The sequence below is a fragment of the Paenibacillus artemisiicola genome (genome assembly GCF_017652985.1).
GTDB classification, from domain to species: Bacteria; Bacillota; Bacilli; order Paenibacillales; family Paenibacillaceae; genus Paenibacillus_Z; species Paenibacillus_Z artemisiicola.
Genome location: NZ_JAGGDJ010000018.1, coordinates 1 through 14,731, shown reverse-complemented (window position 1 = coordinate 14,731; position 14,731 = coordinate 1). Strand labels below are relative to the sequence as shown.

Below are 14,731 nucleotides of genomic sequence, written 5' to 3'. Positions count from 1 at the left end.
CCAAAAAAACGCGAGCGGCAGCTCCGGACCTGTGTCGGTCCAAGGCTGCCGCTCGCGCTCGTGTTCAGCTTGCGGCTACGCGTCCGGCGCCGTCCATTCGCGCTTCGCGCGAAGCAGCGTCTTCACGTCCCGCGACGTAATGGAGCCGACGCCCCAATCCGCGTACCGGCGCATGAGCGCTTCGTCTTCGACGGTCCAGACGTAAACCGGCAGCCCGCGCTCGCCGGCGTAATCGACGAACGCCTTCGTCACGATGCCGTGATAGACGTTGATGCCGCAGCAGCCGGCCGCGAGCGCGTCTTCGCGGGTCATGGCCATGGCCTCGTCGTACGGCATCGTCTTGAACAGCTCGACGTCCGCGTTCAGCATCCGGCGCAGCGCCGGCTCCAGCTTCCGGGCCAGCAGCGCGCGGTCGCGCTGGCAGCCGGAATAGAACGCGCGGTCCTCCAGCCCGAACTTCCGGACGAGCGCGGCCGCGGGCTCGATCGCCTCGTCGACCTTCAGGTCGAGATTGATGGCCTTGCCCGAAGTCTGAATGAGCGGCAGGATGTCTTCCAGCTTCAGCAGGCGAAACGTCTCCGGCTCCCCGCCTTCTTGCGCGCCCTGGTCCGCGAGCAGCCGAAGCCCGCTCAATTCCGCGTACGTCATCCCCGCGACGCTGGCAATCGGCCCGTCGGCGGTCGGCAGCTCGTCGTCGTGCGCCAGGACGGCGACGCCGTCTCTCGTGACGCGGATGTCCTCCTCCGCCACGTCGGCGCCCAGCTCCAGGCCGGCGCGCACCGAACGCAGCGTATGCGCCGCGATGCCCATGCATCCGGCATGCGCCGTTACTAACGGAAACCGGCGATTCATGTCGATCGTCTCCTTTCGGTCGGACGGCCTTCGCGGCCTTCTCGATTCTCGCTGCACTGCTATTCCTATTCCCGTTCCTCTGCCTAAACCCGCTCCTGCTCTTATACCCTCCGCGCAAGCGCCCTACTCGGCGTCCACGTAAATCGCGTTCGTAAACGCGATCGTCGTCCGCGCGCCGCGGACCGTGCCCCGCAGCTCCGCCCGGATCCATGTCAGCGCGCCGCCCGGAATATCGAAGCGGTAGTCGCGCTGGGACGGCTTCGCGCGCAGCTCGCCGAGCGGGCCCGCATTGCTCGTCAGGATGACCTCGTACCCCGCGTCGGGGAATGCCCACAGTCCGTTCCTGGCCTCGAAATCCACGCACGCGACGGCCTCGTACCGCCAGCCGCGCGCCTCCTTCGGCACGCGGTCGCCGATCCGGTAACGAGCCGACTCCGAACGCAGCTCCAGCGTCAGCAGCGGACCCATCGTGACCGCGGCCCGGCCCGCGGCGAGCGCGCGCACCGCCTGCTCCGTCGCGGAGCCTTCGTCCTCGTCCAGCAGCAGGTACGTGACCGAGACGGGATCGTCCGTCGCGTCCTGCGCGTGCCAGTCCCGGCCGGACGTCGCCGCGATCCGGTACCCTTCGTTCAGCTTGTCCGTCCACAACCGGAAAGCGCGGGCGTTGTCCGTCTTGATCGACGGGAACGTGCCCGACCAGACCTCGATATAATCCAGCGCTTCCCAATCTTGAATCTCGAACTCCCAGAAGCAGCCCGTGCACATCGGGCTTCCGATGCGGAACGGATGCGCCATGCCCGCGATGCCGCCGGCGGCATGAACCCGCGCGATCCCCGCGTCGATGTCGCCCGGCCCCGCGGGACGCCAATCCACGAAATCGGTCAGCCCGATCGTGACCATGTGGCCGAAGAACGTCGTCCACTCCATGCCGGAGATAATCGCGACGCCGGTCTCCCGCTCGACGTCCTCTTTGCCTAGCAGGCCCGTCATCGTATTATGGTCGGTCAGCGCGACGCACTCGAAGCCGAGCGCCTTCGCGCCGCGCGCAAGCTCGGACAGGGACTGCCGGCCGTCGCTATGAAACGTATGGCTGTGCAGTTCGCATGCCATCCAGCGCATGATCGTCAAGCCTCCTCGTGATGAATTCGCAGCCGGTAGCGGCAGCTCTCCGTCACGATCGCGTGCAGGCTCAGCGTGACGCGCCACAGGCCCGCGGCCAGCTCGCCCGCGGCGAAGCCCGGCGACGCGTCCGAAGCGCCGATGAACAGCCGCTGCTCGGGATCGTGGCGATGGCCCGCGCCGCGATGCCCGGACGGATCGTCGACGGAGAGGGTAATCAGATTTTTCAGCGGCAGGAACGATTCCCAGCGGCCCATGACCAGCTCCCGCTGCGCCGGCTCGGTGTACCTCTCCACGCCTTCCGCGATCAGGATCTTCGCCCGCTCGCGGTCCTCGAGGTTCTTCGGCTCGTAGGCGAAATCGAGGCGCAGCGCGCCGCCGGGCCGGTCGAGCTGAAAAGCGTACGCGATATGCGATTTGGAACAGACGAAGCCCGCCGTTCCTTCGGCTTCCAACAGCAGGCGCGTCATGCGGAACGCGCCCCCTCGTCCTTGATCATGCTGCGAATGTAGAAGTAGCCCATGACGGAGCAGAGCATGAACGTGAAGAACGCCAGCGCCGACGCCTGCTGCTTCTCCTGGAAGACGCCGAAGATCTGCTCCATCGACACGCCCAGCATCTGCGGCGCGTTCGGCCCGAGCAGGAACGGCGCCGTGAACGAGCCGATGACGCCCATGAAGACGAACGTGACCGCCACGAGCAGCGTCTTGTAGGTCAGCGGCAGAATGAACCGCACGAACAGGCGGAGCCGGCCCGCGCCCACGTCCTTCGCGCTCTCGATGACCGCGTCCGGCACGCCCGACATGGCGGAGCCGAGCAGCATCGTCGTAAACGGAATGTTGAACCACAGCTGGGCGATGATGATGCCCTTGATATCGAAAATAATGCGCGGAATGTCGCCGCCGCCGAGCAGCAGCACCCAGCGGGACAGCCAGCCGTGGTTGCCGAGCAGCTGGATCAGGCCGTAGGTCGCGATGACGGACGGGATGAACATCGGGATCATGTACATGTTGCGGATCCAGGCCACCAGCCGGCCTTTGTTGAACCGCATGTACGCCGCCAGCACGTAGCTGACGATCAGCACGATCACGACCGAGATCACCGTGACTTCCAGCGTGAAGACGATGTTGGCGCGCATCAGTTTGTCCGTGAACAAGAATTTATAATTCGACAGGTCGTAGCCGCCTTCCTCGTTCGTCAGGCTTTCCTTGAGCGAGACGAAGATCGGCACGACCACGGTGACGAACAGCAGAAGAAAAGAGGGGATGACCAGAACCAGTCCCAGTATCCCCATTTTTACCCGTTTGCTCATTGCGCCGCTACGTCGCTCTGCCAGCGTTTGTTGATTTCATTGCCGAGGTCGCCGATGTTGAACGTCCGGAAGCCTTCCGCCACGCCTTTGAAGGAATCCTGGATGTCCTGCGGCATGTTCGACAGCTTGATGCCCGGGAAGCCGTGCATTTTGGTTACCACGACGGCTTGCGCTTCAGGCGACAGCACGAAATTCAGGAATTCGTTGACCGCGTCCTTCTTGTCGGACAGCTTCGGCACCATCAGGTACGTCGGACCGCCGTTGAAGCCCGGGGTGATTTGCGAGATTTTGGTCGTGTCCGGCAGCTGGCCGTTGCCGATTTGCTCGAGCGCCATGTCCGACCAAGCCGGGATCATGTCCACCTCGCCGCTGATGAGCAGGTCGAGCGTCCCCTGGTTTTTCTTCGGATAGATGCCTTTGCCGTACATGTATTTGCCGAGATCCTTCAGCGTCTGGAAGCCTTTGTCCCACTGCTGCTCGATGCTCGGATCGTCGTTGTGGATCGCGTCCTCCGGCAGCTTGTCGTACAGCGTCGTCGTAACGAACGAGCTGCCCGCGCCGCCCGTGGACGGGTCGTTGTAAGCGAAGCGCTCCGGATTGGCCTTGATCCACGCGAACAGCTCGTCGAGCGACTTCGGAGGCGTCTTGACCTTGTCGCTGTTGTACGCGAGCACGACGGCGGACGAACGGTACGGAATGGCCAGGTTGGCCACGTCCGTCAGCGTGGCGGCGTCGACGGAAGCGAGGTTCGCGATTTTGGCCGGATCGAGCGTATCCCACAGATCGTCCTTCTGGCCTTGGGTGACGTTGGACAGGCCGTCCTCGTACAGGTCGATGCCGCCGGAGCCTTTGCCCGCCTTCTTCGCCGCGAGGATCCGGTCGTACGTCGGCTGCGCGCCCGTGCCGGACGGGATGTACACTTCGTTGACCTTGACGTTCGGATGATCCTTCTCGAACATCGGCACGATCGTGTCCCACAGGTTCTTCACGTTCTCGGAGCCCGTGAAGTAGAAGTTGAATTCGACCGGCTTGCCGGAAGCGTCCGTCTGCGCCGCGTTGCCGCCGGCGTTCGCGGTGCCGCCGTTCGTCGCGCCGGCGTTCGCCGTGCTGCCGTTCGCCGCGCCGTTATTCGCGGCGTTGTTGCCGTTGCTGCCGCAGCCGGCCAGCAGCGCGGCGGACAGGGTCGTCAAAGTCATGACCGTAAGAGCGGATTTCGTACGAAACATGGATAAGTGCCTCCTTGGCATAATCGTGATTTGGGGTGAATCAGGCCTGGTCTTCCGGATAAGCGAGCACTTTCTTGAAGCCGACGTCGATGCGGTCGCCGGAGTTCAGTTCCTTGACGGCGTCCCGCGGCTGGAACGCGCGGATCACGCCGTGCTCCGGCAATTGGACCGTGACTTCGGCGTAATGGCCGAGCACCATGATCTGTTTGACGCTGCCCGTCAGGCCGCCTTCCTCGCGGCCGTCCAGGACGACGTCCTCCGGCCGGACGGCGAGCCGCACCTTGCCGGACAATTGCTTCGGATTCGGAAACGTCAACTTCCCTGCGCGGATTTGCCCTTCCGAAACCACCCCTTTCAAGAAGTTCATTTTACCGATGAATTGCGCGACGAACAGCGTGTCCGGCCGGTCGTAAATCTCTTGCGGCGTGGCGATCTGCTCGATGTGGCCGTGGTTCATGACGACGATGCGGTCCGAGATCGACAGCGCCTCTTCCTGGTCGTGGGTGACGAAGACCATCGTGAGGCCGGTCTCGGCTTGAATCTCCCGCAGCTCCTCCCGCATCTCGTGGCGCAGCTTGGCGTCGAGCGCGGAGAACGGCTCGTCCAGCAGCAGCACGGCGGGCTTCAGCAGCAGGGACCGCGCCAGCGCGATGCGCTGCTGCTGGCCGCCGGAGAGCTCGGAGGGAAACTTCATCTCCGCGCCCGGCAGTCGGACCAGCTCCAGCACGTCGTCCACCGCCTTGCGGATGTCGGACTTCTTCATCTTGCGTATTTTAAGACCGAATGCCAGGTTGTCGAACACCGTCATGTGCGGCCATAGATTGTAGCCTTGAAACACCATGGAAGTCGGGCGCTTCTCCGGCGGCGCCTTCAGCACGCTCGTCCCCTCGATGAGAATGTCGCCGGAATCCGGCTCGAGAAAGCCGCCGATGCTGCGCAGCACGGTCGTCTTGCCGCAGCCGGACGGCCCGAGCAGCGTGACCAGCTCGCCTTTGCGCACGTCGAGCGAGATCGACTTGACGCCTTCGCCGGTGTGGTACCGTTTCGCCAATTGTTGAACCGAAAGCTGAATGTCCATTTGCGCCTCCTTAAGGCCGGGACGCGTCCCGTATTATTTGAGCTGAAAGCCGCTCGACATGACGTCCGCGCTCACGAACCGCTTGGCGGCGAGCAGCAGGATGATCGTCGGGGCCGTCAGGATGATGGAAAAGACCGCGCCGGCGTAGGCCGGATAATCGCTGATGATGGAGTACATGACGATCGGCATCGTCTTGTAGTTCGGAATGCCGACCAGGAACGTCCCCTGCGCCTCGTCGAGCGAGTTCAGGAACGTGAACACCGACGCGACGACGATGCCCGGCATGGCCATCGGCAGGGTGATCTTCAAGAACACCCGGAACGGGCCGGCGCCGACGTCCCGCGCCGATTCCTCCTGCGCCCGGTGCACGTTGCGGAAGGCGGCGGTCGGAATCCACGTCATGAACATGAGCACGTTGATCATATGGATGAGGACGACGCCGAGCAGCGTGTTCATGAGGCCGAGCTTGTAGAAGAGCACCGCGATCGAGACGTACAGGCCCATCTTCGGGAAGGCGTGCGTCAGCAGGAACGAGAACAGGAAGAACCGGCTGAGCGGGAAGCGGATCCGGGCGAACGCGTACGCCGCCGGGACGCACAGCGCGATGGACAAGGCCGTCACGATGGCGGCGATCAGGAACGAGAGGCCGATGGACTGCGGAATGTCCTCCTGCTTGAAGACGAACGACCACCATTTCAGCGACCATTGATGCGGCAGGACGTCGGGATAGGTCCATTTGCCGGTGAAGGCCAGGATGGCCAGATTGAGCAGCGGCCCCAGGAAGAAGACGACGAAGAGCGCGAGCACGATGAACTCGACGATCTTGCGGGTGCCGATGGCTTTGAGATACCAACGCATGAACGGGTGACGCTCCTTTCGGAAATAATGGATTGCGTATGCGGCGAACGCTTGCCGGCCGGACCGCGGACGATAGGCGCCGCGGATGCCGGGGGCCGCGCGGAACGGCGGCTTAGCGGGCGCCGGTCGATTGCCGGACGACGAGCCGCGGCATCAGCTGCCCGGGATGCGCCACGTCGGGCTCGTGCCGGATCAGCTCGTCGAGCAGCCGGACGGCGCCGGTGCCCATCTCCCACGTGTCCACGCGGACCGTGGTCAGCGACGGCGAGAACATCGCCGCGAAGTCCACGTCGTCGAAGCCGACGACGGCGGCCTGCTCCGGGATGCGCGTCCCCTGCTCCAGCAGGAATTTCATGGCGCCGAGCGCGAGCATGTCGTTGGTCGCGAAGACCGCCGTATGCCGGCCCGCCCGGAACGGGCCGTAGTGGCGGCTCATGAGCTCGTAGCCTTCGCCGAAGGTCGACGTCTCCGCGAAGCGGACCGACGCCTCGCCGACGGGCTTGCCGGCCTCCTCCCTGAAGGCGCGGAAGCCTTTCAGCCGCGAATGATGGCTGCGGTGCGGCTGCGGTCCCGCGATGACGAAGATGCGTTCGTGGCCGATTTCCGTGAGATGCTCGGCGGCCATGCGCCCGCCCGCCTCGTCCTGGTTGACGATGTGGATCACGCCGCCGACGTCCGTCGAGCCGTTCACCATGACGTAGGGCACGCCGAAGTTCGTAATGTAGTCGATGACGTTCTGCTGCAGCCGGCTGATGAGGATGAGCCCGTCCACGCGCTTCTCCATCATGAAGTCGGCCGAGCGGTACGACATATCCCGGTCCGTCGTGACGAAGACCGAGTAGTTGAGGCGTGCCGCTTCGAGCAGAATCGCGTCGACGATCTTGCCGTAGAACGGATGGGACGCGATCGGAAGCTCCTGCCGGTACAGCAGGACGCCGATGTTGTGCGTGCGCTGCGAGACCATCGCCCGCGCGACCGCGTTGGGCTTGTACTGCAGCTCCTCGATCACTTCCAGCACCTTGTCGCGCGCCTCCGGGCTGGAATAGCCTTTGCCGGAGATGATCCGCGAGACGGTGGATTTGGAGACGCCCGCGCGGATGGCGATTTCTTTTATCGTCGGATTGTCCAAGGATGCACGTCCTTTCTCGCTGTGAGACCGTTCCCATATGAGACCGTTCCCACATCAATAGAATAGGGATCCTGTGTTTCTGCTGCGTTAATCGAACCCTAACGAATTGTAAATTTGCCGCCCTTTTGTTCCAGAAAATAGAAAAAAGACCGCCTCGGAAACCCGATTCGGTCTTTATGTGTAAACTGTAAATTCACGCCCACTTCATGCCCGCCTGCGCGAGCAGCGACTTGAGCGCGCGGACCGCGGTCACGACGCGCTTCGGATCGCTGGCGAACGGCAGGTAGCGGTGCAGATGGGGCTCCACCGACAGGAAGCCGTCGAAGCTCCGCGCGCGGAGCGCCTCCAGCAGCTCCGGAAGCTGGCCGTCGCCCGCGCCCGCGGGCACGAACATCTTCGGCTCGGCCGATGCGTCCTTGACGTGCACGTACGCGACGTAGGGTGCCAGCTTGGGGTACGCCTCCGTCATCGGCCTGACGCCCTCCATGACGAAATTGCCGGGATCGAACGCCAGCCGGAGCGCCTCCGAGTCGCAGTGGCGCAGGATATCCAGGCAGCGGTCGTCGGTCGAGCCGTACAGCCCGCTGTCGTTCTCCAGCACCAGCGTGACGCCGTGCGGCGCCGCGGCGTCCGCCAGCCGCTTCATCCGGCTCAGCGCCTCGTCCCGGCAGTCCTCCGGCCGCGCGCCCTCCGGCGGATAGTACGAGAAAAGCCGGATGTAGCGCGTTCCGAGCGCCTTCGCGGCGGCGATCGCCCGGTCCAGGGCGTCCAGCTGCGGCGCGAAATCGTCGGAGGCGGCATACTTGCCGATCGGCGAAGCGATCGAGGAGACGCCGAAGCCGCGCGCTTCCGCGATCCGGCGGACCTCGGCGAGCTCCTCCGCCGTCAGGTCGAGGACGTTTTTGCCCCAGACGTTCCGCAGCTCGATATGGGACAGCCCTTCCTGCGCCAGCACGTCCAGCTGTTCCTCCAGATCATGCGAGATTTCGTCGGCGAAGCAGGTCAAGATTACGGCAGCCATCGTCATACCCCCTAGTTGGTCTTCCCGAAGGAAGTCGACATGTCCTCGGCCGCGTCCTGCGCGCGCGCGGCTTTCTTCACGAAGCTCGACGTCCGGATCCGTTCCTCGAGCTCGGCCTGGAACGCGTCGCCGTCGATCGGCACCGGCTCGGTCCGCTTCCGGAACGCGGACAGCATGATGCCGTTCGCCAACGTCAGCGAGCCCAGCCCTTCCGGGCCTTCCGCGATCAGCTCGACGTCCTTGCCGAGTAGCCGGTCGACCAGGCGCCGCGTGACGACGCGATGCCCGTTCGGGGCGTTCTCGTCGACCGCGACTTCCTCCGGCTCGATCGTCCATTCGGCGAAGCGCTGGTCCGTCTCCCGGGAGAACGCGAGCATGGACTGCGGGTAGCGGTAATGCAGCAGTTTGCCGTTCTCGAGCAGCAGCTTGCCGAGATCCCCGACGATCTCGAGCCGGTTGGTCCCCGGCAGCTCCGCCGTCGTGACGACGAGATGGCCGATCATGCCGTTCGCGTGCTCGAAATACGCCGTGACCTCGTCCTCGACCTCGATGTCGTGGTACTTGCCGATATGCGCGTGGCCCGTGATCGCTTCCGGCAGCCCGAACAGCCACTGGTACATGTCGAGCGTATGCGGGCATTGGTTCGTCAGGATGCCGCCGCCCTCGCCGGCCCACGTCGCGCGCCAGCCGCCGCTGTCGTAATAAGCCTGCGAGCGGAACCACTTGGTGTGGATCCACGTGGCGCGCGTCAGCTTGCCCAGCGTCCCGTCGGCCAGCAGCTCCTTCAGCTTGGCGTAGAACGGCAGCGTGCGCTCCTGGAACATGATGGCGAACTGCAGGCCGGGATGCGTCTCCTTCGCTTCCTCGTACGCCCGGATCATCGCGTTCGCGGCGTTCACGTGAACCGCGATCGGCTTCTCGCACAGGACGTGGACGCCCCGTTTAAACGCTTCCATCGCAATGGCCGGATGATCGTAGTGCGGTACCGCGATGATGATCAAGTCGAGGCCCGACCGCTCGAGCAGGTCCACGGCGTCGTAATACGCCGTCGTCCCGCGTTCCTTGGCCGTCCGGTCGGCCTTCTCCCGGTCCGTGTCGCAGACGCCGACGAGCTCGACGTTGTCCATATCGCTCAAATAATTGACGTGATGCTGCCCGATGCCGCCGATGCCGACGAGGCCGATTTTGACGTTGCGCGCGTTCATTCGCTTGTCCTCCCGCCTTTCTTCGATTGAACTCCTCCCCTTCATCCTATATCATTGCAGGTACGAGTTCCTTGACGAAATTGCCTTGGAAATGGACATTCTTGCTCATGTTGCGGGGAGGCGAATCGGATGCTGGGCAGTTACGTCGAACGGATCGACGACCATGTCAAATTCCTTCATGCGGCGCGGGTTCCGCCGTTCAACGTGCATTTTCATCTGCACCGGGGTTGCGAAATCTTTTTTCTCATTCATGGGGACGTCCGCTACTTCGTGGACAAAACCGTTTACCCGCTCCGCCTCGGCGACCTGATCATCACGAACGAGCATGAGATCCACAAGCCCGCGCTGACGACGGATGCGCTGTACGAACGGGTGACGATCGAGTTCGACCCGGCGCTGATCGCGCTGTTCGAGACGGACCGGACGCGGCTGCTGCGCTGCTTCTACGACCGGCCGCCGGGCGAGCTGAACAAGATCAAGCTGAACGCGCAGGAGCAGGCCGAGCTGTCGGGGCTGTTCGCCAAATACGCGAACCTGATGCGGGAGCCGTACCCCGAAACGCCGCTCGTCAAGCTCGGCTGCCTGCTGGAAATTCTGGCGCTGGTGCAGCGGTGCTTCGATAAGACGCAGGAGAAGGACAAAGGGCTGGACCTGCCGGCGCGGCTCGTGCCGGTGCTTGACTACCTCGACCGGCATCTCGCCGACGACCTGTCGCTCGAGCGGCTCGAGGGGCTGTTCTTCGTGAGCCGGTTCCACTTGAGCCGGCTGTTCAAGAAGCATACCGGCAGCACGATTCACGAGTACATCCTGTACAAACGGATCTCCCTCGCCAAGAAGCTGCTGAAGGAAGGGCGCAGCGTGACCGACGCCTGCATGGACGCGGGCTTCAACGACTACTCCGGCTTCCTGCGCATCTTCAAGAAGAAGGTCGGCCTGCTGCCGAAGCAGTACGCGAAGCAGAGTCAGGGCGCGGGGGCGGGGAGATGAGCGAGGGGCGCGAGTTGCTCGCGCACGGGCGGGCGCGGCGGCGAGACGCAGCGCGGGGTGCTCGCGCACGGGCGGGCGTGGCGGCGGGGACGCGGCGCGGGGTGCTCGCGCGGGGGCGTGCGCGGCGCGGAGTGCTCGCGCACGGGCGGCCTTGGCGGCGAGGGCGCGACTCTACCTCCTGCTTGATAACCTAGCCAATCGGCATTTTCGCGGACACACGTTCCGTTATTTGGCCAAATACCCGTGTTTTCGCGATTTCGCGGCCAGGAGAAACGCTATTTGCCTATTTACTCGCCTTAACACGACCCGTTCGGCGAAATAACGGCATCTGTGTCCGCGAAAACGACGAAATCCATGATTCGGCGCAAATAGCGGATCTCCTGTCCGCATTCGACTCATTTGACTACTAGATTACGCGCCTCCGCCGTCATCCCGTCACGCTCCCGCGAACGTCAAAAAGCCTCCGACTCCATCTATGTGGAATCGGAGGCTTTGTTCAATTGCAAGCCGCGGCCGCGGCCCGCGACGGACGTCCCGCCAGCGAGTCCGCCGCGCAATTGCGGCGTTGGCCGCTTGGTCGCGCCCGGTGTACCGGCGCGACCATTACGCCGGCCCCCAGCGCCCTCTGCCGCTCCGGCCACTCCGCGCTCTTGCCGCTCTGCGCTCCTGCCGCCCCGCGCTCTTGCCGCCCCCAGCGCCCTCTGCCGCTCCGGCCACTCCGCGCTCTTGCCGCTCTGCGCTCCGGCCGCCCCGCGCACCAGCTGCTCCGGTGCTTCCGCGCGCGATGGGGCAGCCGCGCCCCATTTCGCTCGGCTGCCCCATCGCGCGGTCGGCCCGCCTCTGCGGATGTCTACCGCAGCAGCGCGTGCACGTTCGTGTGCGCAAGCCCGTGCGCGTCGGCGACGGCCTTGTACGTCACCCGCCCGGCGGCGGCGTTGACGCCCCGCGCGATCGCCTTGTCGTCCAGCGCGGCCTGCGCCCAGCCTTTGGCGGCGATCCGCAGCCCGTACGGCGTCGTCGCGTTGGCCAGCGCCAGCGTCGACGTGCGCGCCACGGCGCCCGGCATGTTCGCGACGGCGTAGTGGACGACGCCGTGCTTCACGTAGGTCGGCTCGTCGTGCGTCGTGATGCGGTCGATCGTCGCGATGGAGCCGCCTTGGTCGATCGCCACGTCGACGATGACGCTGCCGGGGCTCATCGCCCGGACCATCTCTTCCGTCACGAGCCGCGGCGCCCGCGCGCCGGGAATGAGCACGGCGCCGACGACGAGATCCGCGCGGCGGACGGCTTCGGCGATGTTGTACGGATTCGACATGAGCGTCTTCACCCGGCCCTGGAATCGGTCGTCGAGCTGGCGCAGCCGGTCGGGATTCAAATCGAGGATCGTCGCATCGGCGCCCAGCCCGACGGCCATCTGCGCCGCGTTGGACCCGACGATGCCGCCGCCGATGATCGTGACTTTGCCCGGCTCGACGCCCGGCACGCCGCCGAGCAGCACGCCTTTGCCGCCGTTCGCCTTCTCCAGGAAGCGGGCGCCGATCTGCACGGACATGCGGCCCGCCACCTCGCTCATCGGCGTCAAGAGCGGCAGACTCCCGTTGTCCGGCTGGATCGTCTCGTACGCGATCGCGGTCACGCCCCGTTCGGTCAGCGCCCGCGTCAGCCCGGCTTCCGCCGCAAGATGCAAGTACGCGTACAGAATGAGGCCTTCCCGGAAATAGCCGTACTCCTCCGGAAGCGGCTCCTTCACCTTGACGACCATGTCGGCCGCCCACGCTTCCGCCGCGTCCGCCGCGATCGTTGCGCCCGCCGCGGCGTAATCCTCGTCCGCGAAGCCGATGCCCGCGCCGGCCCCCGTTTCCACCCGCACCTCGTGCCCGGCCTTCGCATAGGACAGCACGGCTCCAGGCGTCATGCCGACGCGGAACTCGTTATTTTTGATTTCTTTGGGTACGCCGATCAACATTGCGCGTCCGCCCCTCTCTCGTCATCGTCTCGATGTCTCCACTATAAGCCGGCGGGAGAGAGGTTCCATTAGACAAAATGTCCAACGTTTGGGCCGCGATTTTTACCCCTTACAGCGGCGCGTCCGGCCGCAGGAGCTGGAACGCCCGGATGCCGGCCTGCAGGGCGAGCCGCTTCTCGGGCTCCATGTAGTCCGCGCCGAGCAGCTCTTCGATCTTCTCCAGCCGGTAGTACAGCGACTGCCGGACGATGAACAGCCGCTCCGCCGCGAGCCGCTTCGAGCCGTCGCAATCAAGGTACACCTTCAGCGTGCGAAGCAGGTCGCTGCCCTTCGCCTCGTCATGGTCGAGAATCGGCCCTAGGTACGTCCGCACGAACGAATCCAGCACGCCTTTGTCCGCGATATGGAACAGCAGATGGAATACCCCGATCTCGTCGAAAAACACCGGATCCCTCCGCAAAATCGGCGCGAGCGACAACGCCTGCAGCGCTTCCTGGTAGCTGACGTGGGCCTGCAGCAGCCCGCGGCCCTGACGGCCGACGCCCGCCGACAGCCGCGCGTCCCCCGCCGCCTTCAGCTGCCCGAGCGCGCCGAGCGCCTGCCGCAGCCGCTCCTTGACCGGCCGCTTCGGCGCCTTGTCGAACGCGATGACGACGAGCCGGCCGTTCTTCAGCGTCATGAGCGGGTGGAACGTCTGCCCCTCGAACACCGTGCGCACGGCAAGCGAGAGATGGATGCCCGCCGATTCCGTCCCGTCGTCCGCGAAGCCGGAAGCGGGCGCGGACCCGTCGCCGAATTCGATGACGACGACCCGGTACGCCAGCTCGTTCAGCTGCCGGTAGGCGCCGCCGGCCAGCAGCTTGACCTGCTCCTCGTCGCGGAGGCGCAAATGCAGCAGGTCGTCGACCCACAGCGTCTCCGAATAGAGCCGGCGCTCCTCCACGTAGCGCGTGCGCAGCAGGTCCTGCGCGATGGACAACGACGCCGAATCGAGGATGAGAAACTCGTATTCCTGGGGTTTGCGGCCGAGCGCGAGCAGCAGATGCGCCCACGTCTTCCCCATCGCGCCGACGGGCTGGATGACGACGCTCCGTCCGGCATGCTCCGCCACCGCCGGCCCCTCCGCGTCATTGCTCTCGCCGGACCTGCCGCCCACGGCCGAGGCGCGGCTTCGCCAGTCGGCGAGAAAGCCGAGCCACGCTTCCGCCTCCCGCTCCGGGACGGGCGGCACGAACTTCGGCGGCCCGTCCTGCGGCACATAGATGACCGACGCCCGCGCGCTGTCGCGCAGCAGCTCGAGCACCCGGCCCACGCCCTGCGACGCCAGCGTCATGCGGTGGAAGGCGCGGGACGTCTTCTCCAGCTCCTGCAGCGCGCGATGATGCTGATTGATGCGATAGGCGTGAATGTCTTGCGTAATATCGATAAACCGCACGCTCCGCGGAAAGACGATGACCGGCAGGCCGACCGCTTCCGCCTCGCGCAGCCATTCGTCCGGCACGCTGCTGACGTGGTGGCCCATCTCGATGCACAGGCACGCCGCCTCGCACCGGACCAGCTGGTCCAAATACGTCAGGAACGCCGCGGTATCGTTCTTGAACGCGGCACCCGTCGTCAAAATCATTTCCCCGCCCTGCAGCAGCTGGTCGAACCGGATCACCTCGATGATATGCACCCAGCGGACGGGGCGGCCGAGGCCCGCCCGGCCCGCCGCGAGGTACGCGTGCCGGAACGCCGGCCGCGCCAGCACGTCCCGCACGGTCAATTGCTCGTCTTGCTCCACGCGCGTCACTTCGCTTTCTTCCCTGTCATGACAACAAGCGCCCGTTCGCGAGGAACGGCACGCTTGTATTGTACCATTCGGCCGCGCCGGCGGCGAAGGCTTGCCGGCTGCCGGCCGCGACGGCTGCGCGGTTCGCGAGGCGCGAGGCGCTCGGAGCTGGCGCCGCCCAACGGCGCAAGGCCGCCCCGCGCGGCC

13 protein-coding genes are annotated in these 14,731 nt (G+C 65.2%); 1 reads left to right on the top strand and 12 read right to left on the bottom strand.

The window, feature by feature from the left end; all coding sequences use genetic code 11:
• Positions 1-75 precede the first annotated feature (75 nt).
• From I8J29_RS19515 to I8J29_RS19470, 10 genes are all read right to left on the bottom strand, one after another.
• Entirely contained in the window at positions 76-852 is a 777-nt protein-coding gene (locus I8J29_RS19515) for a glycerophosphodiester phosphodiesterase (protein ID WP_208849187.1), read from the bottom strand.
• Between the two features lie 123 nt (positions 853-975).
• Positions 976-1,971, bottom strand: a complete 996-nt coding sequence (locus tag I8J29_RS19510; protein WP_208849186.1) for a CehA/McbA family metallohydrolase — start codon at positions 1,969-1,971, stop codon at positions 976-978.
• A 5-nt stretch (positions 1,972-1,976) separates the two neighbouring features.
• Positions 1,977-2,441, bottom strand: coding sequence for a hypothetical protein (locus I8J29_RS19505; protein WP_208849185.1), 465 nt, complete (start codon positions 2,439-2,441; stop codon positions 1,977-1,979).
• Complete coding sequence (locus tag I8J29_RS19500; protein ID WP_208849184.1) at positions 2,438-3,283, bottom strand: ABC transporter permease; 846 nt, start codon at positions 3,281-3,283, stop codon at positions 2,438-2,440. Before I8J29_RS19500 ends, I8J29_RS19505 begins: the two co-directional genes overlap by 4 nt.
• Positions 3,280-4,509: an extracellular solute-binding protein gene (locus I8J29_RS19495; protein ID WP_208849183.1), complete on the bottom strand. Its 1,230-nt coding sequence runs from the start codon at positions 4,507-4,509 to the stop codon at positions 3,280-3,282. Before I8J29_RS19495 ends, I8J29_RS19500 begins: the two co-directional genes overlap by 4 nt.
• Before the next feature lie 40 nt (positions 4,510-4,549).
• Positions 4,550-5,587 (bottom strand): ABC transporter ATP-binding protein, encoded by a 1,038-nt coding sequence (locus tag I8J29_RS19490; RefSeq protein ID WP_208849182.1) that lies wholly within the window; start codon positions 5,585-5,587, stop codon positions 4,550-4,552.
• Positions 5,588-5,620: 33 nt separating this feature from the next.
• Positions 5,621-6,445: an ABC transporter permease gene (locus tag I8J29_RS19485; protein ID WP_208849181.1), complete on the bottom strand. Its 825-nt coding sequence runs from the start codon at positions 6,443-6,445 to the stop codon at positions 5,621-5,623.
• Positions 6,446-6,557: 112 nt separating this feature from the next.
• On the bottom strand, positions 6,558-7,574 hold the full coding sequence (locus I8J29_RS19480; protein WP_208849180.1) for a LacI family DNA-binding transcriptional regulator: 1,017 nt from the start codon (positions 7,572-7,574) through the stop codon (positions 6,558-6,560).
• 193 nt (positions 7,575-7,767) lie between these two features.
• Positions 7,768-8,595, bottom strand: a complete 828-nt coding sequence (locus tag I8J29_RS19475; RefSeq protein WP_208849179.1) for a sugar phosphate isomerase/epimerase family protein — start codon at positions 8,593-8,595, stop codon at positions 7,768-7,770.
• An 11-nt stretch (positions 8,596-8,606) separates the two neighbouring features.
• Complete coding sequence (locus I8J29_RS19470; RefSeq protein WP_208849178.1) at positions 8,607-9,800, bottom strand: Gfo/Idh/MocA family protein; 1,194 nt, start codon at positions 9,798-9,800, stop codon at positions 8,607-8,609.
• Positions 9,801-9,929: 129 nt separating this feature from the next.
• Here I8J29_RS19470 and I8J29_RS19465 point away from each other — a divergent pair, with 129 nt between their 5' ends.
• A complete protein-coding gene (locus I8J29_RS19465; RefSeq protein ID WP_208849177.1) occupies positions 9,930-10,787 on the top strand; it encodes an AraC family transcriptional regulator in 858 nt (285 codons plus the stop codon).
• 850 nt (positions 10,788-11,637) lie between these two features.
• Here I8J29_RS19465 and ald read toward each other — a convergent pair.
• Together ald and I8J29_RS19455 are read right to left on the bottom strand one after the other, a co-directional pair.
• Positions 11,638-12,753 carry an alanine dehydrogenase gene (gene ald, locus I8J29_RS19460; RefSeq protein ID WP_208849176.1) on the bottom strand — a complete coding sequence of 372 codons (1,116 nt, stop codon included), beginning with the start codon at positions 12,751-12,753 and terminating at the stop codon, positions 11,638-11,640.
• Between the two features lie 109 nt (positions 12,754-12,862).
• Positions 12,863-14,545 (bottom strand): PucR family transcriptional regulator, encoded by a 1,683-nt coding sequence (locus I8J29_RS19455; RefSeq protein WP_338113230.1) that lies wholly within the window; start codon positions 14,543-14,545, stop codon positions 12,863-12,865.
• Positions 14,546-14,731: the final 186 nt, after the last annotated feature.